At 67.0% G+C, this 23,434-nt stretch carries 23 protein-coding genes; 19 read left to right on the top strand and 4 right to left on the bottom strand.

Annotated features, from left to right (window positions below):
- Window positions 1-152 precede the first annotated feature (152 nt).
- From LGM71_RS09505 to LGM71_RS09480, 6 genes are all read left to right on the top strand, one after another.
- Window positions 153-1,106 carry a choline ABC transporter substrate-binding protein gene (locus LGM71_RS09505; protein ID WP_059600224.1) on the top strand — a complete coding sequence of 318 codons (954 nt, stop codon included), beginning with the start codon at window positions 153-155 and terminating at the stop codon, window positions 1,104-1,106.
- Between the two features lie 100 nt (window positions 1,107-1,206).
- Window positions 1,207-2,136, top strand: a complete 930-nt coding sequence (locus tag LGM71_RS09500; protein WP_124622092.1) for a 3-keto-5-aminohexanoate cleavage protein — start codon at window positions 1,207-1,209, stop codon at window positions 2,134-2,136.
- Between the two features lie 87 nt (window positions 2,137-2,223).
- Entirely contained in the window at window positions 2,224-3,189 is a 966-nt protein-coding gene (locus LGM71_RS09495; RefSeq protein WP_059600223.1) for an L-carnitine dehydrogenase, read from the top strand.
- A gap of 6 nt (window positions 3,190-3,195) precedes the next feature.
- Entirely contained in the window at window positions 3,196-3,684 is a 489-nt protein-coding gene (locus LGM71_RS09490; protein ID WP_059534242.1) for a thioesterase family protein, read from the top strand.
- 43 nt (window positions 3,685-3,727) lie between these two features.
- Complete coding sequence (locus LGM71_RS09485; RefSeq protein WP_226114711.1) at window positions 3,728-4,684, top strand: alpha/beta hydrolase; 957 nt, start codon at window positions 3,728-3,730, stop codon at window positions 4,682-4,684.
- Between the two features lie 22 nt (window positions 4,685-4,706).
- Complete coding sequence (locus LGM71_RS09480; RefSeq protein ID WP_226114710.1) at window positions 4,707-5,903, top strand: TauD/TfdA family dioxygenase; 1,197 nt, start codon at window positions 4,707-4,709, stop codon at window positions 5,901-5,903.
- A gap of 192 nt (window positions 5,904-6,095) precedes the next feature.
- Here LGM71_RS09480 and LGM71_RS09475 read toward each other — a convergent pair whose 3' ends face one another.
- The 3 genes from LGM71_RS09475 to LGM71_RS09465 form a co-directional block, all read right to left on the bottom strand.
- Entirely contained in the window at window positions 6,096-6,398 is a 303-nt protein-coding gene (locus tag LGM71_RS09475; RefSeq protein WP_059600219.1) for a DUF4148 domain-containing protein, read from the bottom strand.
- Window positions 6,399-6,610: 212 nt separating this feature from the next.
- Window positions 6,611-7,597, bottom strand: coding sequence for an oxidoreductase (locus LGM71_RS09470; protein WP_226114709.1), 987 nt, complete (start codon window positions 7,595-7,597; stop codon window positions 6,611-6,613).
- A 130-nt stretch (window positions 7,598-7,727) separates the two neighbouring features.
- A complete protein-coding gene (locus LGM71_RS09465) occupies window positions 7,728-8,018 on the bottom strand; it encodes a DUF3331 domain-containing protein (protein ID WP_044847789.1) in 291 nt (96 codons plus the stop codon).
- A 697-nt stretch (window positions 8,019-8,715) separates the two neighbouring features.
- Between LGM71_RS09465 and LGM71_RS09460 the strand changes: the two genes are divergently transcribed.
- The 9 genes from LGM71_RS09460 (at window position 8,716) to LGM71_RS09420 (ending at window position 17,932) form a co-directional block, all read left to right on the top strand.
- A complete protein-coding gene (locus LGM71_RS09460) occupies window positions 8,716-9,480 on the top strand; it encodes an SDR family oxidoreductase (RefSeq protein WP_059600218.1) in 765 nt (254 codons plus the stop codon).
- A 38-nt stretch (window positions 9,481-9,518) separates the two neighbouring features.
- Window positions 9,519-10,361, top strand: a complete 843-nt coding sequence (locus LGM71_RS09455) for an ureidoglycolate lyase (RefSeq protein WP_226114708.1) — start codon at window positions 9,519-9,521, stop codon at window positions 10,359-10,361.
- 23 nt (window positions 10,362-10,384) lie between these two features.
- Window positions 10,385-11,662 carry an L-fuconate dehydratase gene (locus LGM71_RS09450; protein WP_124622079.1) on the top strand — a complete coding sequence of 426 codons (1,278 nt, stop codon included), beginning with the start codon at window positions 10,385-10,387 and terminating at the stop codon, window positions 11,660-11,662.
- 81 nt (window positions 11,663-11,743) lie between these two features.
- Window positions 11,744-12,520: an SDR family oxidoreductase gene (locus LGM71_RS09445; RefSeq protein WP_226114707.1), complete on the top strand. Its 777-nt coding sequence runs from the start codon at window positions 11,744-11,746 to the stop codon at window positions 12,518-12,520.
- 12 nt (window positions 12,521-12,532) lie between these two features.
- Complete coding sequence (locus LGM71_RS09440) at window positions 12,533-14,074, top strand: sugar ABC transporter ATP-binding protein (protein ID WP_226114706.1); 1,542 nt, start codon at window positions 12,533-12,535, stop codon at window positions 14,072-14,074.
- A 30-nt stretch (window positions 14,075-14,104) separates the two neighbouring features.
- Window positions 14,105-15,142, top strand: a complete 1,038-nt coding sequence (locus LGM71_RS09435) for an ABC transporter permease (protein WP_059685655.1) — start codon at window positions 14,105-14,107, stop codon at window positions 15,140-15,142.
- Window positions 15,143-15,218: 76 nt separating this feature from the next.
- Complete coding sequence (locus LGM71_RS09430; protein WP_059600212.1) at window positions 15,219-16,160, top strand: ABC transporter substrate-binding protein; 942 nt, start codon at window positions 15,219-15,221, stop codon at window positions 16,158-16,160.
- A 48-nt stretch (window positions 16,161-16,208) separates the two neighbouring features.
- Window positions 16,209-17,099, top strand: coding sequence for an amidohydrolase family protein (locus LGM71_RS09425; RefSeq protein ID WP_226114705.1), 891 nt, complete (start codon window positions 16,209-16,211; stop codon window positions 17,097-17,099).
- A 71-nt stretch (window positions 17,100-17,170) separates the two neighbouring features.
- Window positions 17,171-17,932 carry a FadR/GntR family transcriptional regulator gene (locus LGM71_RS09420; protein ID WP_226114704.1) on the top strand — a complete coding sequence of 254 codons (762 nt, stop codon included), beginning with the start codon at window positions 17,171-17,173 and terminating at the stop codon, window positions 17,930-17,932.
- A 16-nt stretch (window positions 17,933-17,948) separates the two neighbouring features.
- Here the strand turns inward: LGM71_RS09420 and LGM71_RS09415 are convergent, their stop codons facing one another.
- On the bottom strand, window positions 17,949-19,190 hold the full coding sequence (locus LGM71_RS09415; protein ID WP_226114703.1) for an NAD(P)/FAD-dependent oxidoreductase: 1,242 nt from the start codon (window positions 19,188-19,190) through the stop codon (window positions 17,949-17,951).
- 609 nt (window positions 19,191-19,799) lie between these two features.
- Between LGM71_RS09415 and LGM71_RS09410 the strand changes: the two genes are divergently transcribed.
- The 4 genes from LGM71_RS09410 to LGM71_RS09395 all read left to right on the top strand — a co-directional run bounded on the left by LGM71_RS09410 (window position 19,800) and on the right by LGM71_RS09395 (window position 23,173).
- A complete protein-coding gene (locus LGM71_RS09410) occupies window positions 19,800-20,507 on the top strand; it encodes a YfiR family protein (protein ID WP_151047557.1) in 708 nt (235 codons plus the stop codon).
- Window positions 20,504-21,772, top strand: coding sequence for a diguanylate cyclase domain-containing protein (locus LGM71_RS09405; RefSeq protein ID WP_124622068.1), 1,269 nt, complete (start codon window positions 20,504-20,506; stop codon window positions 21,770-21,772). Before LGM71_RS09410 ends, LGM71_RS09405 begins: the two co-directional genes overlap by 4 nt.
- An 84-nt stretch (window positions 21,773-21,856) precedes the next feature.
- On the top strand, window positions 21,857-22,366 hold the full coding sequence (locus LGM71_RS09400) for an OmpA family protein (RefSeq protein WP_226114702.1): 510 nt from the start codon (window positions 21,857-21,859) through the stop codon (window positions 22,364-22,366).
- A gap of 363 nt (window positions 22,367-22,729) precedes the next feature.
- Window positions 22,730-23,173 (top strand): hypothetical protein, encoded by a 444-nt coding sequence (locus tag LGM71_RS09395; RefSeq protein ID WP_226114701.1) that lies wholly within the window; start codon window positions 22,730-22,732, stop codon window positions 23,171-23,173.
- Window positions 23,174-23,434 lie beyond the last annotated feature (261 nt).

Genomic DNA, 23,434 nt, shown 5'->3' with positions numbered 1-23,434 from the left:
GTAGTGGTTTTCACCCATAGTCGCAAATAGTCAAGAAAAGGTCGCCGCCGGTCGTCTTTCGACCAATATGGCTCGTTACTTTTACTCCCACGATGCAGGCCGGGACGCACTCCGCGAACCCGTCGGACATCGGTCCAATCGGGAGAGAAACCATGAAGTCGACAAAGATCGCCGCGTTCGTCGCGGCCGTGCTGGCGACCGGCGCATTCGCGACCGCGGCGCACGCCGAAACGGATGCCGCGACCTGCCGCAACGTACGCTTCGCGGATATCGGCTGGACCGACATCACGTCCACCACGGCGCTCGCCTCGACCGTGTTCGAAGGGCTCGGCTACAAGCCGACGACGACAATCGCATCGGTGCCGATCTCGTTCGCCGGCCTGAAGAGCAAGCAGCTCGACATCTCGCTCGGCTACTGGTGGCCGGTGCAGCAAAAGCAGCTCCAGCCGTTCCTCGACAGCAAGTCGATCAACGTGGTCGAGCCGCCGAACCTGTCGGGTGCGAAGGCGACGCTCGCGGTGCCGAGCTACGCATACCAGGCCGGCCTGAAGAGTTTCGAGGACATCGCGAAGCACCGCGCGGAACTCGACGGCAAGATCTACGGGATCGAACCGGGCAGCAGCGCGAACGCGACGATCCAGAAGATGATCGACACGAATCAATACGGTCTCGGTGGCTTCAAGCTGGTCGAATCGAGCGAAGCCGGGATGCTCGTCACGGTCGAGCGCGCGATCCGCGAGAAGAAGTGGGTCGTGTTCCTGGGCTGGGAACCGCATCCGATGAACATCCAGATCAGCATGAACTACCTGTCCGGCGGCGATGCGAGTTTCGGCCCGAACTATGGCGAAGCGCGCGTGTACACGCTGACGGCGCCCGACTTCATCTCGCGCTGCCCTAACGCAGGCAAGCTCGTCGAGAACCTGCGCTTCACGACGCAGCTCGAGAACCAGCTGATGCAGTCGGTGATGAACAAGACGAAACCGGCGGACGCCGCGAAGGCGTACCTGAAGAAGAATCCGCAGGTGCTCGATGCCTGGCTCGCCGGCGTCAAGACGTTCGACGGCAAGGACGGCCTGCCCGCGGTGAAGGCGTATCTCGGCCTGTAACGGCCCGTGCGCGCCGCAAGCGAGCGGCGCGCAGCGACAAATAATCTGCAGTACGACAGAAGTCGAGCGACACGAAACGAATCAAGCGAGGGCATTCAGCATGAACCACGAAGTCATCATCACCTGCGCGGTGACCGGCGCGGGCGATACGGTCGGCAAGCATCCGGCGATTCCGGTCACGCCGAAGGAAATCGCGGCCGCCGCGATCGAAGCGGCGAAGGCCGGCGCGACGGTTGCGCACTGCCACGTGCGCGATCCGCAGACGGGCCGCGGCAGCCGCGACCCGAACCTGTACCGCGAAGTGGTCGACCGGATCCGCTCGGCGGACGTCGACGTGATCATCAACCTGACGGCCGGCATGGGCGGCGATCTGGAGATCGGCCCGGGCGAGGACCCGATGCGCTTCGGCAAGGGCACCGATCTTGTCGGTGGCCTCACGCGCCTCGCGCACGTCGAGGAACTGCTGCCGGAAATCTGCACGCTCGATTGCGGCACGCTGAATTTCGGCGACGGCGACTACATCTACGTATCGACGCCCGCGCAACTGCGCGCCGGCGCGAAGCGCATCCAGGAACTCGGCGTGAAGCCGGAGCTGGAAATCTTCGATACGGGCCATCTGTGGTTCGCGAAGCAATTGCTGAAGGAAGGGCTGCTCGACGATCCGCCCCTGTTCCAGCTGTGCCTCGGCATTCCGTGGGGCGCGCCGGCCGACACCGGCACGATGAAGGCGATGGTCGACAACCTGCCGCCGGGCGCGCACTGGGCCGGCTTCGGGATCGGCCGCATGCAGATGCCGATGGTCGCGCAGGCGATGCTGCTCGGCGGTCACGTGCGCGTCGGCCTCGAAGACAACATCTGGCTCGATCGTGGCGTGCATGCGACCAACGGCACGCTCGTCGAGCGTGCACGGGAAATCGTCGAACGCCTCGGCGGCCGCGTGCTGACGCCGGCCGAAGGGCGTCGCAAGCTCGGCCTGCCGGCGCGCGGCGAGCGTCTGCTCGAACGCCGCGCGGTGACCGAATTCGCGTGAGCGTTCACGGCTGATTCCGATTCAATGCGGCGGCGCGCACGAGCGCGGTCGCCGTCCGATTTCCCTCGATTTGAAGGATGCGTTGACATGGCAGTGAAGACCGACATCAAGACGTTCGCCGCGATCGGCACCGGTGTGATCGGCAGCGGATGGATTTGCCGTGCGCTCGCGCACGGTCTCGACGTGGTCGTGTGGGACCCGGCGCCGGGCGCCGAGGCGCGGTTGCGCGCGAATGTCGCGAATGCCTGGCCTGCGCTCGAACGCGTCGGCCTCGCGCCGGGCGCCGATCCCGCGCGGCTGCGTTTCGAGTCGACGATCGAGGCCTGCGTCGCCGACGCGGACTTCATCCAGGAAAGCGCGCCCGAGCGGGAGGCGCTGAAACTCGAACTGCACGAACAGATCAGCCGCGCGGCGAAGCCCGACGCGATCATCGCGTCATCGACATCGGGGCTGCTGCCGACCGACTTCTACGCGCGCGCGACGCATCCGGAGCGCTGCGTGGTCGGCCATCCGTTCAATCCGGTCTACCTGCTGCCGCTCGTCGAGGTGCTCGGCGGCGCGCGCACGTCGCCGGAAGCGGTCGAGGCGGCGATGGCGATCTATCGCAACCTCGGCATGCGGCCGCTGCACGTGCGCAAGGAGGTGCCGGGCTTCATCGCGGACCGGCTGCTCGAAGCGCTGTGGCGCGAGGCGCTCCATCTGGTCAACGAAGGCGTCGCGACGACTGGCGAGATCGACGATGCGATCCGTTTCGGCGCGGGCATCCGCTGGTCGTTCATGGGCACGTTCCTGACCTACACGCTGGCTGGCGGCGACGCAGGCATGCGACACTTCATGCAGCAGTTCGGCCCCGCGCTCGAACTGCCATGGACCAAGCTGGTCGCGCCGAAGCTGACCGACGAACTGATCGACAGCGTCGTCGAAGGCACGAGCGAGCAGCAGGGCACGCGCAGCATCAAGGAACTCGAACGCTATCGCGACGAGTGCATCACCGAGGTGCTGAAGGCGATCGCCGCGGTGAAGGCGCGGCACGGGATGCGATTCGAGGACTGAACGAACATGACCGGCGATACCCCGCTGACGATTTACCACGACGTCGTGCGGCCCGAGTGGGTCGACTACAACGGCCACCTGCGCGACGCGTTCTATCTGCTGATCTTCAGTTTCGCGACCGATGCGCTGCTCGACCGCATCGGCCTCGACGACGCCGCGCGTCGCGAGCGGTGTCGCTCGGTCTACACGCTCGAGGCGCACGTGAACTATCTGCAGGAGATCAAGGAAGGCACGCGCGTGCGCGTCGACGCGCGGGTGTTCGCGCACGACGCGAAGCGGCTGCACCTGTATCTCGAGCTGTTCGCGGACGGTCATGACGGCGCGGTGTCGGCGAGCGAGCAGATGCTGCTGCACGTCGACACGCGCGACGGCGCGAAATCGGCGCCGTTCGACGACGACGTCGCCGCGCGCGTGGCCGAACTGCATGCGTTGCAGCGCGATTGCGCGGCGCCCGCGTATGCGGGCCGCGTGATCGGGCTGCCGCCGCGTCGCTAGCATCGGCGTTCGACTTTCGACCGTCGACTGCGGAGCGCACACGATGCTCGAACCGGAAATCGCGGCATTCGTTGCGGCCGTCGACGCGTGGTATCCAGCCGACGCGGCGGCGCGCTCGCCCGTCGAGCAACGCCGCGTCTACGATCGCTTCGCGGCCGCATGGACGCCCGCCGAACTGCCGGCCGGCATCGTGCGGCAGGACGCCGTGTGGCATGCGCCGGACGGACGCGCGATCGCACTGCGGCGCTACGCGCCCGCGCAGGGCAAGCCGCGCGGCACCGTGCTGTTCTTTCATGGCGGCGGCTTCGTCGTCGGCTCGCTCGACAGTCACGCGTTGATCACCGCGCAACTGGCGGCCGACACGGGGCTTGCCGTGATCGCGGTCGACTACCGGCTCGCGCCCGAGCATCGTGCGCCGGCCGCGCTCGAGGATTGCCTGGCCGTCACGCGTGCCGCGCGCGACGCGGTCCGCTGGCCGTTCGACTCGTGCGCACGACCGCTGACACTCGCGGGCGACAGCGCGGGCGGCAATCTCGCGGCGGCCGTCGCGACCGCGCTGCGCGACGCGGGCGAAGGCGGCATCGACGGGATCGCACTCGTATATCCGATGCTCGGCATCGAACCGCAATCGCCGGCGCGCGAAACGGAAGCGCGCGCGCCGATGCTGACGCTCGACGACGTCCATCGTTATCGCGCGCTGTACTGGGGCGATGCGGATGAAGCCGCATTGAACGACGATCCGCTGCTGCGTGCATCGGTGCCGCTCGCGGCGTCGCGCTTCGACGGGCTGCCGCCCGTGCTCGCGATCGGCGCTGAACACGATCCGCTGCGCGACGATGCACGCGTCTATGTCGAACGAATCCTTGCGGCCGGCGGCGCCGCGCGTTACTGGAGGGGAGAGGGGCTGGTGCACGGTTGCTGGCGCGCGCTCGGAACGAGCCCGCAGGCGGCGCGGATGCACCGGATGATCGGCGGGTTTCTGCTCACACCACACGCGTAGCGGGCGTTTCCGGGAGACAACGATGCAGGCAGCGCAACACCGTATCGAGGACTGGCGGACCTATTCCGCCGACGCGGCCATTGCGGCTGCGACGATTGGCGATGGAGCGGTGAACGTCGAGTGGAGCGACACGCGACGATCGCCGTTTCACTTCGACTGGCTGCGCGACAACTGCGCGTGTTCCGCGTGCGTGCATGCGCTCACGCGCGAACAGGTGTTCGAGATCGCCGACGCGCGCGAGGATCTGTCGGCGCTCGCCGTGCATGTCGAAACCGACGGCGCGCTGCACGTCGAGTGGAACGACGGGCATCGCAGTACCTGGTCGCCGGGATGGTTGCGCGCGCATGCATACGACGATGCGTCGCGCGCGGAACGCCAGGCCGCGCACGGGCGGCACGTATGGGCCGGCGACGATGCGACGGCGATCGGGGTGTTCGCGTGGCGTGACGTGATGGAGGACGATGGCGCGTTGCGCGCGTGGCTCGCCGCGTTGCAGCGCACGGGGTTGACGCTCATCGAGGGCGTGCCCGCCGAACGCGGCCGGGTCGACCAGATCGCGCGTCGTGTCGGTCTGATCCGCGAAAGCAATTTCGGCGTGCTGTTCGATGTCGAGTCGAAGCCGCGACCGGACAGCAATGCCTACACGTCGCTCAACCTGCCGCCGCACACCGACCTGCCGACGCGTGAATTGCAGCCCGGCGTGCAGTTCCTGCATTGCCTCGCGAACGACGCGGCGGGCGGAGACAGCATTTTCCTCGACGGCTTTGCGCTCGCGGAAGCGCTACGGCGCGACTATCCGGCCGATTTCGAACACCTTGCCTCGACGCCGTTCGAGTTCTGGAACAAGAGTGCGAACAGCGACTACCGCTGTTCGGCGCCGGTGATCGGCCTCGATGCACGCGGCAACGTGACGGAAGTGCGCGTCGCGAATTTCCTGCGCGGGCCGCTCGATGCGCCGGCCGGATCGGTCGCGGCCATCTACCGCGCGTACCGGCGCTTTCTCGGGCTGGCGCGCGAGCCACGTTTCCGGGTGCAGCGCCGGCTGCGGGCGGGCGACATGTGGGCGTTCGACAACCGGCGCGTGCTGCATGCGCGCACGGAGTTCGATCCGTCGACGGGCCGCCGGCATCTGCAGGGCTGCTACGTCGATCGCGACGAACTGCTGTCGCGCTGGCGCGTGCTGTCGCGTGCGGCGCCTGCGGCAGCCGCGGGGCGTTGACCGGCGCATACGGCATCGCCACGCATACCTCGCCGCGGAAAAAGCGCCCGGACGCAGCGCGCCCGGGCGAAGCCACCCGCTGCCGGGCGGCGGAGGTATGCGTTTCACAAAAAAAGACGAGCCCGCATCAGGGGCTCGTCCGGGTACAGCTTCGTCGCGCCGTGCGCGGTGCGCCCGTCAGGGCGCGTCGGCTTACTGGCCGAAGAAGATCGAGTCGCGAGCGTTCGACGACGCTGCGGCAACCGGGGCGCCCGAGTGGACGACCGGAGCCGGTTGCGCGCCATAGCCGCTGGCGTCGGCACCATGAACACGCGCTTCCGCCGACTGGATGTCGTTCGGGTAATACGGGCTCGACACGCCCGGCTTGTAGCCGGCTTGTTCGAGCTGGACCAGTTCGTTGCGGACTTGTGCGCGGGTCACGGTGCTTTGTGCGAAAGCGCCGAACGAAGCGGACAGGGCGACAGCGGCAACGACTGCGGAAACGAGCGATTTCATGATGACCTCCGGTGTTTTATTGGGTTCGCTTGCGACACCATGTCTGCAGCGATTGACTAAATCTTAGTCACCGGGTGGTTGAGGGTAAACGCTGATTTTGACGATAGATTGTTTCCGGACTGGTAACAGTGGGCTGTCCAATCAGGCTTTCACCAAGCTTTCGTTTCTGTAAATGTAATAAGTATGATGAATGTTGAGGCGAGGGGCGCGATTCAACGTGTCTCGGCCGACGTGTCGAGCGGCGTGGCGGGCAGGCGACCCTCGGCCACGCCCGAGCTCAGGAAACGCACGCCCGTCGCGGCTTCGGAGGCCTCCCACAGCAGCGCGGCGGTCGCTACATCGCGTGCCGCGCGCGGCACGCTTGCCGGTGCCGGCAGGCCGCGCGACTCGAACCAGCCGGACGGTCCGATGTACGAGCCGCCGGTGAGGTCGGGCGACGTCGCCGCGTGAATCGCGGGAAGCGCACCCTGGTCGGCCGGTTGCGCGAGATAACGGTTCGCCGCGCGCATCAGCGCGGCGCGCGTGGGCGAACGGTCCATCGCGGGGCCCGCGAACTGCAGATTGGTCGCCGCGTAGCCGGGATGCGCGGCGACGCTGATGCCCGCGAACGCCGCGCGCTGGAAGCGGCGCTGCAGTTCGATCGCGAACACGAGGTTGGCGAGCTTGCTGTCGCAGTAGGCGAGATAACGGTTGTAACGGTGTTCGGCCCGAAGGTCGTCGACGCGGATCCGGCCGCCGCGGTTCAAGCCGCTCGACATCGTCACGACCCGCGCGCGCCGCGCGGCGCGCAGCGCGGGCAGCAGATGGCCGGTCAACGCGAAATGGCCGAGGTGGTTGGTGCCGAACTGCATCTCGAAGCCGTCTTGCGTGTGCCGCAGCGGCAGGAACATCACGCCTGCGTTGTTGCAGAGGATGTCGACGCGGCCGTGGCGGTCGGAGACGTCGGCGGCGAAGCGCTGGATCGACGCGAGATCGGCGAGGTCGAGCGGATCGACTTCGACCCGTGCGGCGGGATGGAACCGACGGATCGCATCGGCGGCCTGCGCGGCGCGCGCGGCATCGCGGCAGCCCATCACGACGGTTGCGCCCTTGGCGGCCAGCGTTTCCGCGATGTGCCAGCCGAGCCCGCTGTTGGCGCCGGTCACGACCGCAACTTTGCCGCCTTGCGCCGGGACGTGGCGCGCGCTCCATGCGTGCATGTCTGCCTCCATCGGCGTGGCCGGTGCGCCACGACGCGTAATCGTTACATTGAATGCTGTAACGATAGTCCGCGCGGGCGGGGCAGACAAGCGGGGGAACTAGATCGGTGGTTCTAGGCCGGCTTGCGCGTTACCGGCTGCCGGCCAGGGCCAGCACTTCGGCGGCGGAGATCATCGCGGCCGCGTTCGCCGGTGCCGGGCGCTCGGCCGGGCGGAAGACTTCGTCGCCGCGCTGGATGACCTGGCGCGACAGCGCACAGGTGCCGGTGCGCTGCGCGAAGCGGCGGCGCCAGCGCTGTTCGCCGTAATGACAGCGGCCGGGTTCGACCCAGCGAACGACGAGCAGCGTATCGGAACGTTCCAGAATTTCGACGTGGACGTCGGCGGGATCGAGCACAGGCAGGGATTTGGAGGCCTTCATTTGCCGTTTCCTAAAGCTCGTGCGGTTTCGGCCGTGGCAGTGGATGTCACTACCCGACGGCGATTCCGTAGCGGTTTCCATGAGTGGTGCGCTAAATGTAAGCGTCTGTGACCGGAAAAAACATCCTGTCTGGCTCAAATTACCTTTTGCCGATTCAGAAACAATCGACGCGCATTTTCTTGAAAAACCAACGACAAAAGCGTGTAAGACCAACGACAAAAGCGCCCCGGACGCGAACGCCCGGGGCGGAAAATCGGCCCGCGCCGCCGTGTCTGCTCGCTCAGTCACGTGGACACCGCGGGGGACGGAGGTGCCCGTCAGGGATCGGCGACGGGCGGGGGGCGGTGATCCGGGAAGCGCGGTCCGGCATCATCATGATCGCGCGCGCCCCCCGTTGATACCCTGACGGGAACATGACTTTTTTGTCAGTTTCGCCGCGACGGCGGCGCGACCCAGGCGCCCGTGGCCGGCGCAAACCCCCGCCGACATTGGCTTTGCGGGACAGGTGGTTGGGCGCCGGAATCAGAACAAGACGGTCGCCGAAGTCCGGGGCACCGCCGCCGGCCCGATTCTGCTGTTCGGGAAAATACTGAATCCCGCGATCGTGACAAATCCGGAATCTGTCCTATGATTGGTTGGACCTTTGGTCCTTTGTGCCAATCAGTCGGCTCGGCCGGCTTCTACAGGAGTGGTGCTCATGAGATTGCAGGGCAAGCGCGCGCTGGTGACGGCGGCCGGGCAGGGTATCGGCCGCGCGACCGCGCTGCGGTTCGCAAGCGAGGGGGCCGACGTGCTGGCGACCGACATCAACGAGGCTGCGCTCGCGCAACTCGCGGCCGACGCCGAACGCGCCGGCGGCAGGCTGGCCACGCGGCGGCTCGACGTGACCGATGCGGGCGACGTTTCGGCACTCGCCGCGCAGGCGCGCGCGTTCGACGTGCTCTTTAACTGCGCGGGGTTCGTGCACCACGGCTCGATCCTCGATTGCGACGATGCCGCGTGGGCGTTCTCGCTGAACCTCAACGTCACGTCGATGTACCGGCTGATCCGCGCGCTGCTGCCGGCGATGCTGGAAGCGGGCGGCGCGTCGATCATCAACATGGCATCGGCCGCGTCGAGCGTGAAGGGCGTGCCGAACCGCTTCGTCTACGGCACCACCAAGGCGGCCGTGATCGGCCTGACCAAGGCCGTCGCTGCCGATTTCGTCGAGCGGGGCATCCGCTGCAACGCGATCTGCCCGGGCACGATCGAGTCGCCGTCGCTGGAGCAGCGGATCGCGGACCAGGCGCGCACGCGCCAGGTGTCGACCGACGAGGTGCGCCAGGCGTTCGTCGCGCGCCAGCCGATCGGCCGCATCGGTACCGCGGAAGAAGTGGCCGCGCTCGCGCTGTACCTCGCGTCCGACGAAGCGTCGTTTACGACCGGCGCGATTCACCTGATCGATGGCGGCTGGTCGAACTGACCGCGTCTTCCTCTTCACCTTCCGTTTCCTCACACAACATGAAACTGCTGAGATTTGGCGACAAGCACCACGAAAAGCCGGGCCTGCTCGATGCGCAGGGAAGGATTCGCGACCTGTCGGGCGTGATCGACGACATCGCAGGCGATGCGCTCGCACCCGCGTCGCTCGCGCGGCTGCGTGACATCGACCCGTCCTCGCTGCCGTTCGTCGAAGGCACGCCGCGGCTCGGCGCGTGCGTCGGCCGCGTCGGCAAGTTCATCTGCATCGGGCTCAACTATTCCGACCACGCGGCCGAATCGGGGATGGAAGTCCCGAAGGAGCCGGTCGTGTTCGGCAAATGGACGAGCGCGATCTCGGGGCCGAACGACGACGTCGAGATTCCGCGCGGCTCGGAGAAGACCGACTGGGAAGTCGAGCTCGGCGTGGTGATCGGCCAGGGTGGCCGCTATATCGACGAAGCCGACGCGCTGTCGCATGTCGCCGGCTACTGCGTGGTGAACGACGTGTCGGAGCGCGAATACCAGCTCGAGCGCGGCGGCACGTGGGACAAGGGCAAGGGCAACGACACGTTCGGCCCGCTCGGCCCGTGGCTCGTGACGGCCGACGACGTCCCCGATCCGCACGCGCTGCGGCTGTGGCTCGAGGTGGACGGCCACCGCTACCAGAACGGCACGACCGCGACGATGGTGTTCCGCGTGCCGCACCTGATCAGCTATCTGAGCCGCTTCATGAGCCTGCAGCCGGGCGACGTGATCTCGACCGGCACGCCGCCGGGCGTCGGCCTCGGGCAGAAGCCGCCGGTCTATCTGCGCGCCGGGCAGGTGATCACGCTCGGCATCGACGGGCTCGGCGAGCAGCGCCAGCGCACCGTGCAGGCCTGATTTCCTTTTACGGACCGTTCGTCATGCCTATCATTCGATCGATGCGCGTCCTCGACGTGCGCTTCCCGACCTCGCAGCAGCTCGACGGCTCCGATGCGATGAATCCGGACCCCGATTATTCGGCCGCGTACGTCGTGCTGGAAACCGACCACGACGGGCTCGAAGGCCACGGGCTCACGTTCACCATCGGGCGCGGCAACGAAATCTGCTGCGCGGCGATCGACGCGATGCGTCACCTCGTCGTCGGCCTCGACCTCGACTGGATTCGCGAGGACATGGGCCGCTTCTGGCGGCACGTGACGTCGGACAGCCAGTTGCGCTGGATCGGCCCCGACAAGGGCGCGATCCATCTGGCGACGGGCGCCGTCGTCAACGCGGTGTGGGATTTGTGGGCGAAGTCGGTGGGCAAGCCGCTGTGGCGGCTCGTCGCGGACATGAGCCCCGAGGAGATTGTGCGCGCGATCGATTTCCGCTACCTGACCGACTGCCTGACGCAGGACGAGGCGCTCGACCTGCTGCGACGGCAGGCGCCGGGCAAGGCGGCGCGGATCGCGACGCTCGAGCGCGAAGGCTACCCGTGCTACACGACGTCGGCGGGCTGGCTCGGCTACAGCGACGACAAGCTGCGTCGGTTGTGCCGTGAGGCGGTGGACGCCGGTTTCGACTACGTGAAGCTGAAGGTGGGCGCGAACCTGGAGCACGACATCCGTCGCGTGACGATCGCGCGCGAGGTGATCGGCCCGGACCGCAAGCTGATGATCGACGCGAACCAGGTGTGGGAGGTGGACGAAGCGATCGACTGGGTGCGCGAGCTGGCGTTCGCGAAACCGTGGTTCATCGAGGAGCCGACGAGCCCCGACGACGTCGAAGGGCATCGCAAGATCCGCGAGGCGATCGCGCCCGTGCAGGTCGCGACCGGCGAGATGTGCCAGAACCGCGTGCTGTTCAAGCAGTTCATCGCGCGCGGCGCGATCGACATCGTGCAGATCGACGCGTGCCGGCTCGGCGGCGTCAACGAGATTCTCGCGGTGATGCTGCTGGCCGCGAAATACGGGCTGGCGGTGTGTCCGCACGCGGGCGGTGTCGGGCTGTGCGAATACGTGCAGCATCTGTCGATGATCGACTATGTGTGCATTGCCGGCACGAAGGAAGGGCGCGTGACCGAATACGTCGACCACCTTCACGAGCATTTCGTCGAGCCGTGCGTCGTGCGCGGCGCGGCCTACATGCCGCCGACGGCGCCCGGCTTCTCGATCGAGATGAAGCCCGAATCGCTGGAGCGGTATCGATTCCGCGGCTGAAGCACGCGGCACGCAGCACGACGACGCGCGATGCACCGCGCGCGGCCCGCGCGGCGACAACATGAACGACGGAGACGCGAAGTGGATTTGAATCTGCAAGACAAGATCGTGATCGTGACCGGCGGCGCATCGGGCATCGGCGCCGCGATCTCGATGCGGCTGGCCGGCGAAGGCGCGATTCCGGTGGTATTCGCGCGCCACACGCCGGACGACGGCTTCTGGCGCGCCCTCACGCAGCAACAGCCGCGCGCCGCGTGCGTGTCCGTCGAACTGCAGGACGACGCGCAATGCCGCGATGCGGTCGCGCAAACCATCGCGCGCTTCGGCCGCATCGACGGCCTCGTCAACAACGCGGGCATCAACGACAGCGTCGGGCTCGACGCCGGGCGCGACGCGTTCGTCGCATCGCTCCAACGCAACCTGATCCACTACTACGTGATGGCGCATTACTGCGTGCCGCACCTGAAGGCGACGCGCGGCGCGATCGTCAACATCTCGTCGAAGACGGCCGTCACCGGGCAGGGCAACACGAGCGGCTATTGCGCATCGAAGGGCGCGCAACTCGCGCTGACGCGCGAATGGGCCGTCGCATTGCGCGACGACGGCGTGCGCGTGAACGCCGTGATTCCGGCCGAGGTGATGACGCCGCTCTACCAGACCTGGATCGCCGGTTTCGACGACCCCGAAGCGAAGCTCGCGGAAATCGCCGGCAAGGTGCCGCTCGGCAAGCGCTTCACGACCGCCGACGAGATCGCCGACACGGCCGTGTTCCTGCTGTCGGCGCGCGCGTCGCACACGACGGGCCAGTGGCTGTTCGTCGACGGCGGCTATACGCATCTCGATCGCGCGATCGGCTGAGGCCATCGAGTCATGCAACCCGATCTGAACCCGACCGCCGCACCCGCCGCGCTGATTGCGCTGACAGGCATCGGCAAGCGCTTCCCGGGCGTGCAGGCGCTCGACGATTGCCGGTTCGACCTGCATGCCGGCGAAGTCCACGCGCTGATGGGCGAGAACGGCGCCGGCAAGTCGACGTTGATGAAGATTCTCGCGGGTGTTTATCAGAAGGACGAAGGCGAGATCCGGATGGACGGCCGCGCGGTGGAGATCGACGATCCGCGCGCCGCGCAGGCGCTCGGCATCGGCATCATTCATCAGGAGCTGAACCTGATGAACCACCTGAGCGTCGCGCAGAACATCTTCATCGGGCGCGAGCCGCGCGGCCGCTTCGGCGTGTTCGTCGACGAGGACACGCTCAACCGCGACGCGGCCGCGATCTTTCAACGGATGCGGCTCGATCTCGATCCGCGCACGCCGGTCGGCCGGCTGACGGTTGCGAAGCAGCAGATGGTCGAGATCGCGAAGGCGCTGTCGTTCGACTCGCGCGTGCTGATCATGGACGAGCCGACCGCCGCGCTGAACAACGCGGAGATCGCCGAGCTGTTCCGCATCATCGGCGACCTGCGCGCGCACGGCGTCGGCATCGTCTACATCTCGCACAAGATGGACGAGCTGCGCCAGATCGCCGATCGCGTGACGGTGATGCGCGACGGCAAGTACGTCGCGACCGTGCCGATGGCGGACACGTCGATGGACGCGATCATCGCGATGATGGTCGGTCGCCAGCTCGATACGACGTTCCGCACGCCGCCCGATACGTCGGCCAACGAGGTCGCGCTCGACGTGCGCGGGCTGTCGCGCGGCCGCGCGATCCGCGACGTCGGCTTCACGGTGCGGCGCGGCGAGATTCTCGGCTTCGCGGGGCTGATGGGTGCGGGCCGCACCGAGGTCGCGCGCGCGGTGTTCGGCGCGGACCCGGTCGACGCGGGCGAGATTCGCGTGCACGGCAAGACCGTGACGATCCGCACGCCGGCCGACGCGGTCGCGCACGGGATCGGTTATCTGTCGGAGGACCGCAAGCACTTCGGGCTCGCGCTCGGGATGGACGTGCAGAACAACATCGCGCTGTCGAGCATGCAGCGCTTCGTGCGCCGCGGCATGTTCCTCGATGCGCGCGGGATGCGGGACACCGCGCAGTCGTACGTGCGGCAGCTCGCGATCCGCACGCCGTCGGTCGCGCAGCCGGCGCGCCTCCTGTCGGGCGGCAACCAGCAGAAGATCGTGATCGCGAAGTGGCTGCTGCGCGACTGCGACATCCTGTTCTTCGACGAGCCGACGCGCGGCATCGACGTCGGCGCGAAAAGCGAGATCTACAAGCTGCTCGACGCGCTCGCCGCCGACGGCAAGGCGATCGTGATGATCTCGTCGGAGTTGCCCGAGGTGCTGCGCATGAGCCACCGGATTCTCGTGATGTGCGAAGGGCGCGTGACCGGCGAATTGCGCGCGGCCGACGCCACCCAGGAAAAGATCATGCAGCTCGCAACGCAGCGCGAGTCGACCGTTTTGTCCTGATTCGGACGCCGATTCATACGCCTACCGACCATGTCCAACGATACGCATCCCGTCCCGCCCCTGGCTTCCGGCGACACGCCGGCCGCCGCATCGAGCCTGAAGTCGCGATTCTTCAACCCGGCCGCGCGGCAGAAGCTGCTCGCGTTCGCGAGCCTCGTGCTGCTGATCGTGTTCTTCAGCTTCGCGTCGTCGAACTTCCTCGAAGTCGACAACCTCGTGACGATCCTGCAGGCCACCGCCGTGAACGGCGTGCTGGCGGTCGCGTGTACCTACGTGATCATCTCGTCGGGCATCGACCTGTCGGTCGGCACCCTGATGACGTTCTGCGCGGTGATGGCCGGCGTCGTGCTGACGAACTGGGGCATGCCGCTGCCGCTCGGGATCCTGGCCGCGCTGTGCTTCGGCGCGTTGTCGGGCAGTGTGTCGGGTTTCGTGATCGCGAAGATGAAGGTGCCGCCGTTCATCGCGACGCTCGGGATGATGATGCTGCTCAAGGGGCTGTCGCTCGTGATCTCGGGCACGCGGCCGATCTACTTCAACGACACGCCGGGCTTCACGTCGATTGCGCAGGATTCGCTGATCGGCAGTCTGATTCCCGCGCTGCCGATTCCGAACGCGGTGCTGATCCTGTTCCTCGTCGCGGCCGGCGCGTCGATCGTGCTGAACCGGACCATCTTCGGCCGCTACACGTTCGCGCTCGGCAGCAACGAGGAAGCGCTGCGGCTGTCCGGCGTGAACGTCGACGCGTGGAAGATCGCCGTCTATACGTTCAGCGGCGCGGTGTGCGGGATCGCCGGGCTCCTGATCGCGTCGCGGCTGAATTCCGCGCAGCCCGCGCTCGGACAGGGCTACGAGCTCGATGCGATCGCGGCCGTCGTGATCGGCGGCACGTCGCTGTCGGGCGGCGCGGGCAGCATCGTCGGCACCATCATCGGCGCGTTCATCATGAGCGTGCTGACCAACGGCCTGCGCATCATGTCGGTCGCGCAGGAATGGCAGACGGTCGTCACGGGCGTGATCATCATCCTCGCCGTCTACGTGGACATCCTGCGCCGGCGGCGCCGCTGACGCACGCACGAACACACATGTGCTTCACCGCCGGCCCGTCCGGCATTTCAGTCGATACCAACCAAGGAGACGCGAAGTGATCAGGAGCAAGGTGTTGAACGCGATCGTCGGACTGGCGTTCGCCGTTGGCGTGACGGCCGGCGCGCAGGCGCAGGAAACCTACATCCCGCTGATTTCGAAGGGCTTCCAGCATCAGTTCTGGCAGGCCGTGAAGGCGGGCGCGATGCAGGCAGCGAAGGACTACAAGGTGAAGGTGACGTTCGAAGGCCCCGAAACAGAGGCGATGGTCGACAAGCAGATCGACATGCTGTCCGCCGCGATCGCGAAGAAGCCGGCGGCGCTCGGCTTCGCGGCGCTCGACAGCAAGGCCGCGTTACCGCTCCTGAAGAAGGCGCAGGCCGAGAAGATCCCGGTCATCGCGTTCGACTCGGGCGTCGACAGCGACATCCCGGTGACGACCGCGGCGACCAACAACAAGGCCGCCGCCGCGCTCGCCGCCGACAAGCTCGCCGCGCTGATCGGCGACGAGGGCGAGGTGGCCGTGGTCGCGCACGACCAGACGAGCCGCACCGGCATCGATCGCCGCGACGGTTTTCTCGAACGGATGAAATCGGCGCACCCTAAGGTGCGGATCGTGACCGTGCAGTACGGCGAGGGCGACCAGCTGAAGTCGACCGAAGTGACGAAGTCGATCCTGCAGGCGTACCCGAAGCTCAAGGGCGTTTTCGGCACCAACGAAGGCTCGGCGATCGGCGTGGTGAACGGCGTGCGCGAGATGAAGCGCAAGGTCGTGATCATCGGCTACGATTCCGGCAAGCAGCAGAAGGATGCGATCCGCAGCGGGATCATGGCCGGCGCGATCACGCAGAATCCGGTCGGGATCGGCTACAAGACCGTCGAGGCGGCCGTGAAGGCGATCAAGGGCGAGAAGCTGCCGAAGGTCATCGATACCGGTTTCTACTGGTACGACAAGACCAACATCGACGACCCGAAAATCACGGCGGTGCTGTACGACTGAACGTGACGTGACCTGACACGGCGGACAACGGCGAAAGGCGAGGACACCATGGGCGCAGTGCGCATCGATTCTCATCAGCACTTCTGGCGTTACCGCGCGGCCGAATTTCCATGGATCGGCGCCGGAATGGGCGTGCTCGCCCGCGATTACATGCCCGACGCGCTGTGGCCGCAGATGCATGCGCAGGCGTTCGGTGCGTCGATCGCGGTGCAGGCGCGCGTCGGACGCGACGAGACGGCATTCCTGCTCGATCTGGCCCGCGACGAAGCGCGCATCGCGGCGGTGGTCGGCTGGGAGGACCTCGGTGCGCCGGCGCTCGCCGAGCGTATCGCGGAATGGCGCAGCCCGAAGCTTCGCGGCTTTCGTCACTTGCTGCAGGACGAGGCCGACGTCGGCGCGTTCGTCGCGGATCCCGCGTTCAATCGCGGCGTCGCATGGCTGCAGGCGAACGGTTACGTGTACGACGTGCTCGTGTTCGAACGTCAGTTGCGCGACGTGCGCGCGTTCTGTGCGCGCAACGATGCGCACTGGCTCGTGCTGGATCACGCCGGCAAGCCCGCGCTCGCCGAGTTCGACCGCGACGACACCGTGCTCGCACGCTGGCGCGCGGCGTTGCGCGAACTGGGTGCGATGCCGCACGTCGTGTGCAAGCTGTCGGGGCTCGTGACCGAGACGGACTGGCGGCGCGGCCTGCGCGGGCAGGACATCCGCCACATCGAACTATGCCTCGATGCGGCGCTCGACGCGTTTGGCCCGCAGCGGCTGATGTTCGGTTCGGACTGGCCCGTGTGTCTGCTCGCGGCGTCGTACGACGAAGTAGCGTCGCTGGTCGAGCGCTGGGCACAAGCGCGGTTGTCGGCGGCCGAGCGCGACGCGTTGTGGGGCGGTACGGCCGCGCGGTGCTATGCGGTGCCGGACGATATGAAGCCCGGCATATAGAATAGGCGCGATCAGTCTGGTGCGGCATTCGTCAGACCGTCCGCAACGCAACCGCTTACCTGTATCAACGTATGTCCATCCAGCCGATTCAGAACCGCCGCCTCTACCAGCAGATCGCCGACAAGCTCAGCGCGATGATCGAGTCGGGCGACTTCCCGCCGGGCAGTTACCTCCCGCCCGAGCGCGAACTGGCCGAGCAGTTCGGCGTGTCGCGCACATCGGTGCGCGAGGCGCTGATCGCGCTCGAGGTGAACGGTCTCGTCAGCGTGCGTGTCGGCGACGGCGTGAAGGTGCGCCAACCCGAGGCGGCCACCGTACCGCAACCGCGGATCGACACGACGGTCGCGCCGTTCTCGATCGTCGAGGTCGATCCGGAGCTCGGTATCGCTGTCGACCTCGATACCGAAATCCCGCCGTTCGCGTTGTTGCAGGCGCGCCGGCTGATCGAGCCGGAAGCCGCGTCGCTCGCCGCGAAACACGGCTCGGACGCGCAGATCGAGGGGATTCACGAGGCGTTCCTGCGCAACCAGGAAGACAACCGTAGCGGGTCGCTCACGCATCCGGGCGATCGGCTGTTCCATATCCGTATCGCGGAAGCCAGCGACAACCCCGCGTATGCGCTGATGATCAAGCAACTGCTCGCGCACAAGTACGACCTGATGTTCCAGCGGCTGCAGTCGCTGTACATGCCGAACGACATGCCGCATCGGTCGGAGCTCGAACACCGCGCGATCCTCGATGCAATCCGCGCGCGCGACCCGGAGGCCGCGCGCCGCGCGATGGCCGAGCATCTCGACGAAGTGATCCGGATCTTCGGCCGCGCCCTCGACTGAGCGCGGGCGATCGGCATCAGAAGCGGTCGGCGCGGTAGGGCGTCGGATCGGTGAACGGCGTCTCGCCGGTCATCATCTCGGCCAGCAGGCGGCCGGAGACGGGGCCGAGCGTCAACCCGTGATGGTTGTGCCCGAACGAGAACCACATCCCGCGATGCGCCGGCGCGGGGCCGATCACCGGCCGCATGTCGGGCGTGCACGGCCGGAAGCCGAGCCACGGGTGCGGGTCGAGCCGCTCGCCGAAGCCGAACACCGGGCGCGCGACGCGTTCCGCGCGATCGAGCTGCACGCCCGTCGGCGGCAGGCCGCGCCGCGCGATCTCGACGCCGGTGGTCAGCCGCAGTCCGCGCCGCATCGGCGCGATCACGTAGCCGTATTCGCGATCGACGATCGGCGCCGACGGCGCGCCGCGTTCGGACGGCGCGTAGTGCATGTGGTAGCCGCGCTTCTCGCGCAGCGGAATCTTGTAGCCGAACTTGCCGAACACCGTGTCGGACCACGGGCCGAGCGCGACGACGACGGCCGGCGCGGCGATCTTGCCGTCGTCCGTCGTGACCTGCCAGCCGGGCGACAGCGCCTCCAGGCTCGCGGCATCGCCGGTGAGCAGCGTGCCGCCGCCTTGCACGAAGAGTTGCGCGTAGGTTTTGACGAGCGCGGACGGATCGACGACGCTTTTCGGATCGAGCCAGTGCAGCGCGCCGCAGAAGCCTGCAGCGAGGCTCGGCTCCCGTGTGCGAAGTGCCGCGGCATCGAGCGGTGTGATGCCGAGCCCGTGGCGGCGCGCGGTGAGTCCGGCATCGGCGACCGCGCGCTCGAACGCGGCGGGCGTGCGGAACGCTTCCATCCAGCCGCTGGCGCGCACCAGTTCCCCGGCGCCGGCGCGCGCGATCAGTGCGTCGTGCTCGACGATGCAGCGCTCGATCAGCGGCAGCATGTCGCGCGAGGCTGCCGCGTGACGCAGCGGCGCCGATTCCCACCAGAAACGCGCGAGCCACGGCGCGAACGCGGGCAGCGACGCGCTGTGCCAATAGAGATCGGTGGAGCGGTTGAGCGCATAGCGCATCAGCGTGAACGGGCTGCGCGGGAACGGATACGGTTCGATCGACGAGCGCTCGATCAGCCCCGCGTTGCCGAAGCTCGTGCCTTCGCCGGGCGCGCCGCGGTCGACGAGGGCAACCTTGCGGCCGCGATCCTGCAGGTGCAGCGCGGCGGAGACGCCGACGATGCCCGCGCCCAGAACGATTACGTCGAAGTCCATGAGGGAAGACGAGATAGACGGTTGATGATCGACACTCGGCGTCGGCGACGCGCGCTTCGGCCGGGTGCGCGGAACTGCAATCGAATGATCAGCAAGGATACTCGCGAACGCGGTGATGCGCGAATCGCGCTCCCTCGTCCGGCGCGATGGGGGCATCTGGCGACGGGTTGCTTCGATCGAATTTGCCGACTGCTCGTCTGAGCCCGCCATGTCCGTGAAGGACGGGAACGGGTATGCGTTCCGGGGGCGAATGAAACGTCGTTGCGTCGAGCATCGCGTGACGGTTTCGTTGCGTCCGGCGACGGAATCGCGCGGCAACTTCCACCGGCGTCGCATCGTTGCGTGGGGAAACCAGTCTGGCGCAACCCTGCGGAACGTATGAAGTTTGACTCGTACGTTCGTCCTGTTCGCTGGCCAATCCTTCGGCGTCGCATCGCCACGAACAGCACCGATTCCGCATACTTTCCGACATGAATCGCGGGTGTATCCCACTGGTTTGGGATACGAATATTTACCTAAGATGGAAGCAATCGTGCGTGTGATACGGTGCCGGCACGCGCATGGCAGGAAGGGGCAGCGCCGGGAACGACTGCAGCAGATGTTTCCATCATGGATGCGAGTATGTGCGCGGCGGCCGAGAATCATGCGGCCGCATCGACGCCAGCGGGCGCGGCGGTAATCGCCGCGCGGAAGGCATCCGGCCGGTCCGGCCGAGTCGCCACGCTGCGCCACGCATGCATCGCAATCGTTTGCGCTCTGAGCGTCGCGCCCTCCGTTCTCGCCGGGGCGCCTGGCGATGCCGACGCGCCGATCGACACGGTGCGGCTCGTCGCCACCACGACACCCGTCAATCCCACCAGTCCCGCCTTTTCGTCACACGACTCCGCCGTGCGCCAGGTCGTGCTCGGCATCATCAGTTTCACGCGCTGGCCGACGACGCCGGTTCGCCTGCATCTGTGCGTGACGGGCAGGTCAGACTACGCGGGCGACCTGACCGGCACGATACAGGCCGGCTCGACCGTGCTCGACGTGCAGCGGGTCCGCTTCGACGACCCCGCGCTCGGCGTCGCATGCGACGTCGTGTATCTCGGCGTGCTCGGAGACGATGAGCGAAAGCGGGTGAGGACCGCGCTGGTCGGCCGCCCGGTACTGACCATCGCCGAACACGATCCGTCCTGCACCGCGGGCAGCATGTTCTGTCTCGCGGTCGAAGGCGAACGCGTCACGTTCGACATCAATCTCGACGCCGTCGCGCGCAGTGGCGTGCGCGTGCATCCGAACGTGCTCAATCTCGCGCGGCGGACGCTGACGCCATGACACGTTCGGGGCCCGCCATTTCGCCTTCACGTGTATCGCGCTCGACGCTGCAAAGCGTGTTGCGCCGCGCGCATTTGCGCCTTGCGTTCGTCGCGGTCGCGATGGCCGCCGTGTCGCTGATCGTCGTCGCCGTGATCGCGTTGCGCGCGTACGCCGGCAACAACCTGAACCTGCTGGCGCGCTCGCTCGGTTACACGGTCGAGGCAGCGCTCGTGTTCGGCGACCGTGTCGCGGCGAACGAGGCGATCGCGACGATCGCCAACGACGAGGACGTCGCGCAGGTGGTCGTCACCGATGGCAAAGGCCAGTTGTTCGCGACGTGGAAACTGCCCGCCGCAGGCCGGATCGCCCGTCTCGAGCGCGGCGTCGCCGCGCTGGCGCTGCCCGGGCCAGTGAGCGCCGCGGTGATGCACGACGGCATCGTCATCGGCCAGGTCATCGTGCGTGGCCGGGGGCACCAGTTCTTCGGGTTCCTGATCGGTGGCATCGGCGGCATTCTCGGTTGTCTGGCAGTCAGCGTGATCGGCGCGTATGTCAGCTCCAAGCGTCTGTTGCGCAACATCGTTGCGCCGCTGCGCGCGCTGGCCGACGTCGCGCACGCCGCGCGCCGCGAGCGTGCGTTCGCGCGTCGCGTCGAGCCAGTGGCGATCGCCGAACTGAATCAGCTCGGCGACGACTTCAATGCATTGCTCGACGAATTCGAAGACTGGCAGAACACGCTGCGCGACGAAAACGCGTCGCTCGAACACAAGGCGACGCACGATGCGCTCACGGGCCTGCCCAACCGCGTGCAGTTCGAGTCGCGTCTGTCGGTTGCCCTCTGCGACGCCGTGGTGACGGGGCAGCGGGTTGCCGTCCTGTATCTCGACTGCGACCGCTTCAAGGAAATCAATGACGGTCTTGGCCACGATGCGGGCGACGCGGTGCTGATCGGCATCGCGGCGCGGTTGCGCGCGCAGGTGCGCGAGACCGATCTCGTCGCGCGGCTGGGCGGCGATGAATTCGCGGTGATGCTGACGGCGGTGCGCGATACGGACAGCGTGTGCCAGATCGCCGACGAGATTTTGTCCGGCATGGTGCCGTCGATCGAGCTGTCCGACGGGCGCATGGTGGCCACCATGATGAGTGCCGGTATTGCGCTGTATCCCGATCATGCGTCCGACGCGAGCGGCTTGCTGCGCGCGTCGGATGCCGCGATGTACCGCGCCAAGCGTGCGCGGCCGGGGTCGTGGCAGCTGGCGGAGGGCGTAGCGGGACGGGTTTGATGTCTGTCGTTTCGCGCCGTGGGCGAGGCCGCGGCGGCGGGATAATAAGCGCGCGCGAAGCGGGCGCGTACGAAGGGGTCGATCATGGATGACTCGTTGCCGGTGAGCATTGGGCGAATGTGCGTCGCGAGCGCGGTGCTTCTGTGCCTGCTGCTTGGCGGATGCAAGACGCCGCCGCTTCATCGGGGGCTCACGCAGACGCAGGTCACGGCGCTGAAGTCGGCCGGGTTCCAGGAGACGCAGCAGGGGTTCGAGTTCGGGTCGACGGGGCCGATTCTGTTCGATTTCGATCGGTATAACCTCAAGCCGGATGTCAGGCGGGTCGTCGAGCGGATTGGCAGGACGTTGAGGTCGGCGGGGATCAACGGGGTGCGGGTGTACGGGTACTCCGACGAGGAGGGGGAGGCTGCCTACGATCTCGAGTTGTCCCGGCGGCGGGCGGAGGTGGTGGCGATCGAGCTTGTGGACGTCGGGCTGGACAGGAAGCGGATTGCGATCGTGGGGAAGGGGAAGAGCGATCCGGTGGGGGATAACCGGACGCCAGCCGGGAGAATGCAGAATCGGCGGGCGGCGATTGTGGTTTCGCCGAGGTGAGGCGGCTTTAGCGCGATGTCGCCGTTTGGCGATGCGCATCGTGCGCTTTGCGTGCGTGACCAGACTGAGATTGCGCAACTTGCTGTGTGAGGCCGCTGCCGATCGCCCCGTGCCTCACCAAGCAATATTGCAAGATGACCGCGACGTTCCCGCACCGCCGGTCGCCGTGCAATGCGAACCCGCGCCGTTGTCATAGAACGTCCGCGTCTCCGGTTGCGGCACTGACGGATCGTGCGGATTCGGCGCGCCGTGCGGACCGCGCGCGGCATCGAAAGGTCGCGTGGGCGCATACGAATTCCTGTCGCCAGGCGCTTGCGACCCGTTGGCCCTCAGATATTCATTCCAGTTCAGCGCGCGCTGTTCGTGTCGTGGCAACGCGCGACCGAAGCTATCGCTGCCGCCCGCGCCGAGCGCGACGCGATTCGAGGGCCATACAGAATCGCCGGGCTCGCGTTCGACCGAAGGCTGCGGCTCGAGCGTATCGCCCGAAACCCGCAACGGCCGCGTATCAGGCGTATCGAACGGATTGCGTTCAACCGGCGCCGCGTACTTCGCGCGCCGCGTCGTGAGCGCCGCACGCGCATCATGCGCAGCCCCAGCCCGACGTTCCGAACGAAACACGTTGGCACTGCCCGGGCGATCGACCAGCGAATCGCGGCCCGAAGCGTCGGCAATGGAAACGGAAAGCGCACAAGCAAGCGCGGCGGCGGAAGAAAAACGGAGAGGGTGATTCATCGGGATCCGAACCAGGTGACATGTATCGAGAAAAAACGGCAGATCACTGGCTGGCGGCTCGGTGACGTGTGAGCGTCGAAGCGGCCCTGAAGCGACTGCGAATCGCGGAGGGGCGACTCGCAGGAAGGCTGGCTGGATTGCAGAAGCGAGCGCGAATTATTTCATGAAAATAACAATCTGCTTTCGTTGTGCTGGTCGATGTCGGCAAAAAGAAGGATTGACCGCACAGATACATCGCCCCGACTCGGTGCGCGTCGACACAATCATCAGTTGATTGATCTTCGACGATCGGACCCCAAGCATCCAAAGAAGCAGGCAACGCGTGACACCAAA

Source organism: Burkholderia sp. AU33545, from assembly GCF_020419685.1.
GTDB classification, from domain to species: Bacteria; Pseudomonadota; Gammaproteobacteria; order Burkholderiales; family Burkholderiaceae; genus Burkholderia; species Burkholderia diffusa.
This window is presented reverse-complemented; position numbering and strand designations above follow the sequence as displayed.

Bases quoted from the DNA above. Each gene is read 5' to 3' on its own strand.
- LGM71_RS09485 (WP_226114711.1), top strand. From the start codon at position 3,728: ATGCTCGAACCGGAAATCGCGGCATTCGTTGCGGCCGTCGACGCGTGG.
- LGM71_RS09500 (WP_124622092.1), top strand. From the start codon at position 1,207: ATGAACCACGAAGTCATCATCACCTGCGCGGTGACCGGCGCGGGCGAT.
- LGM71_RS09495 (WP_059600223.1), top strand. From the start codon at position 2,224: ATGGCAGTGAAGACCGACATCAAGACGTTCGCCGCGATCGGCACCGGT.
- LGM71_RS09480 (WP_226114710.1), top strand. From the start codon at position 4,707: ATGCAGGCAGCGCAACACCGTATCGAGGACTGGCGGACCTATTCCGCC.
- LGM71_RS09475 (WP_059600219.1), bottom strand. From the start codon at position 6,398: ATGAAATCGCTCGTTTCCGCAGTCGTTGCCGCTGTCGCCCTGTCCGCT.
- LGM71_RS09440 (WP_226114706.1), top strand. From the start codon at position 12,533: ATGCAACCCGATCTGAACCCGACCGCCGCACCCGCCGCGCTGATTGCG.
- LGM71_RS09405 (WP_124622068.1), top strand. From the start codon at position 20,504: ATGACACGTTCGGGGCCCGCCATTTCGCCTTCACGTGTATCGCGCTCG.
- LGM71_RS09415 (WP_226114703.1), bottom strand. From the start codon at position 19,190: ATGGACTTCGACGTAATCGTTCTGGGCGCGGGCATCGTCGGCGTCTCC.
- LGM71_RS09470 (WP_226114709.1), bottom strand. From the start codon at position 7,597: ATGCACGCATGGAGCGCGCGCCACGTCCCGGCGCAAGGCGGCAAAGTT.
- LGM71_RS09460 (WP_059600218.1), top strand. From the start codon at position 8,716: ATGAGATTGCAGGGCAAGCGCGCGCTGGTGACGGCGGCCGGGCAGGGT.
- LGM71_RS09435 (WP_059685655.1), top strand. From the start codon at position 14,105: ATGTCCAACGATACGCATCCCGTCCCGCCCCTGGCTTCCGGCGACACG.
- LGM71_RS09505 (WP_059600224.1), top strand. From the start codon at position 153: ATGAAGTCGACAAAGATCGCCGCGTTCGTCGCGGCCGTGCTGGCGACC.
- LGM71_RS09490 (WP_059534242.1), top strand. From the start codon at position 3,196: ATGACCGGCGATACCCCGCTGACGATTTACCACGACGTCGTGCGGCCC.
- LGM71_RS09425 (WP_226114705.1), top strand. From the start codon at position 16,209: ATGGGCGCAGTGCGCATCGATTCTCATCAGCACTTCTGGCGTTACCGC.
- LGM71_RS09465 (WP_044847789.1), bottom strand. From the start codon at position 8,018: ATGAAGGCCTCCAAATCCCTGCCTGTGCTCGATCCCGCCGACGTCCAC.
- LGM71_RS09400 (WP_226114702.1), top strand. From the start codon at position 21,857: ATGGATGACTCGTTGCCGGTGAGCATTGGGCGAATGTGCGTCGCGAGC.
- LGM71_RS09450 (WP_124622079.1), top strand. From the start codon at position 10,385: ATGCCTATCATTCGATCGATGCGCGTCCTCGACGTGCGCTTCCCGACC.
- LGM71_RS09410 (WP_151047557.1), top strand. From the start codon at position 19,800: ATGGATGCGAGTATGTGCGCGGCGGCCGAGAATCATGCGGCCGCATCG.
- LGM71_RS09455 (WP_226114708.1), top strand. From the start codon at position 9,519: ATGAAACTGCTGAGATTTGGCGACAAGCACCACGAAAAGCCGGGCCTG.
- LGM71_RS09420 (WP_226114704.1), top strand. From the start codon at position 17,171: ATGTCCATCCAGCCGATTCAGAACCGCCGCCTCTACCAGCAGATCGCC.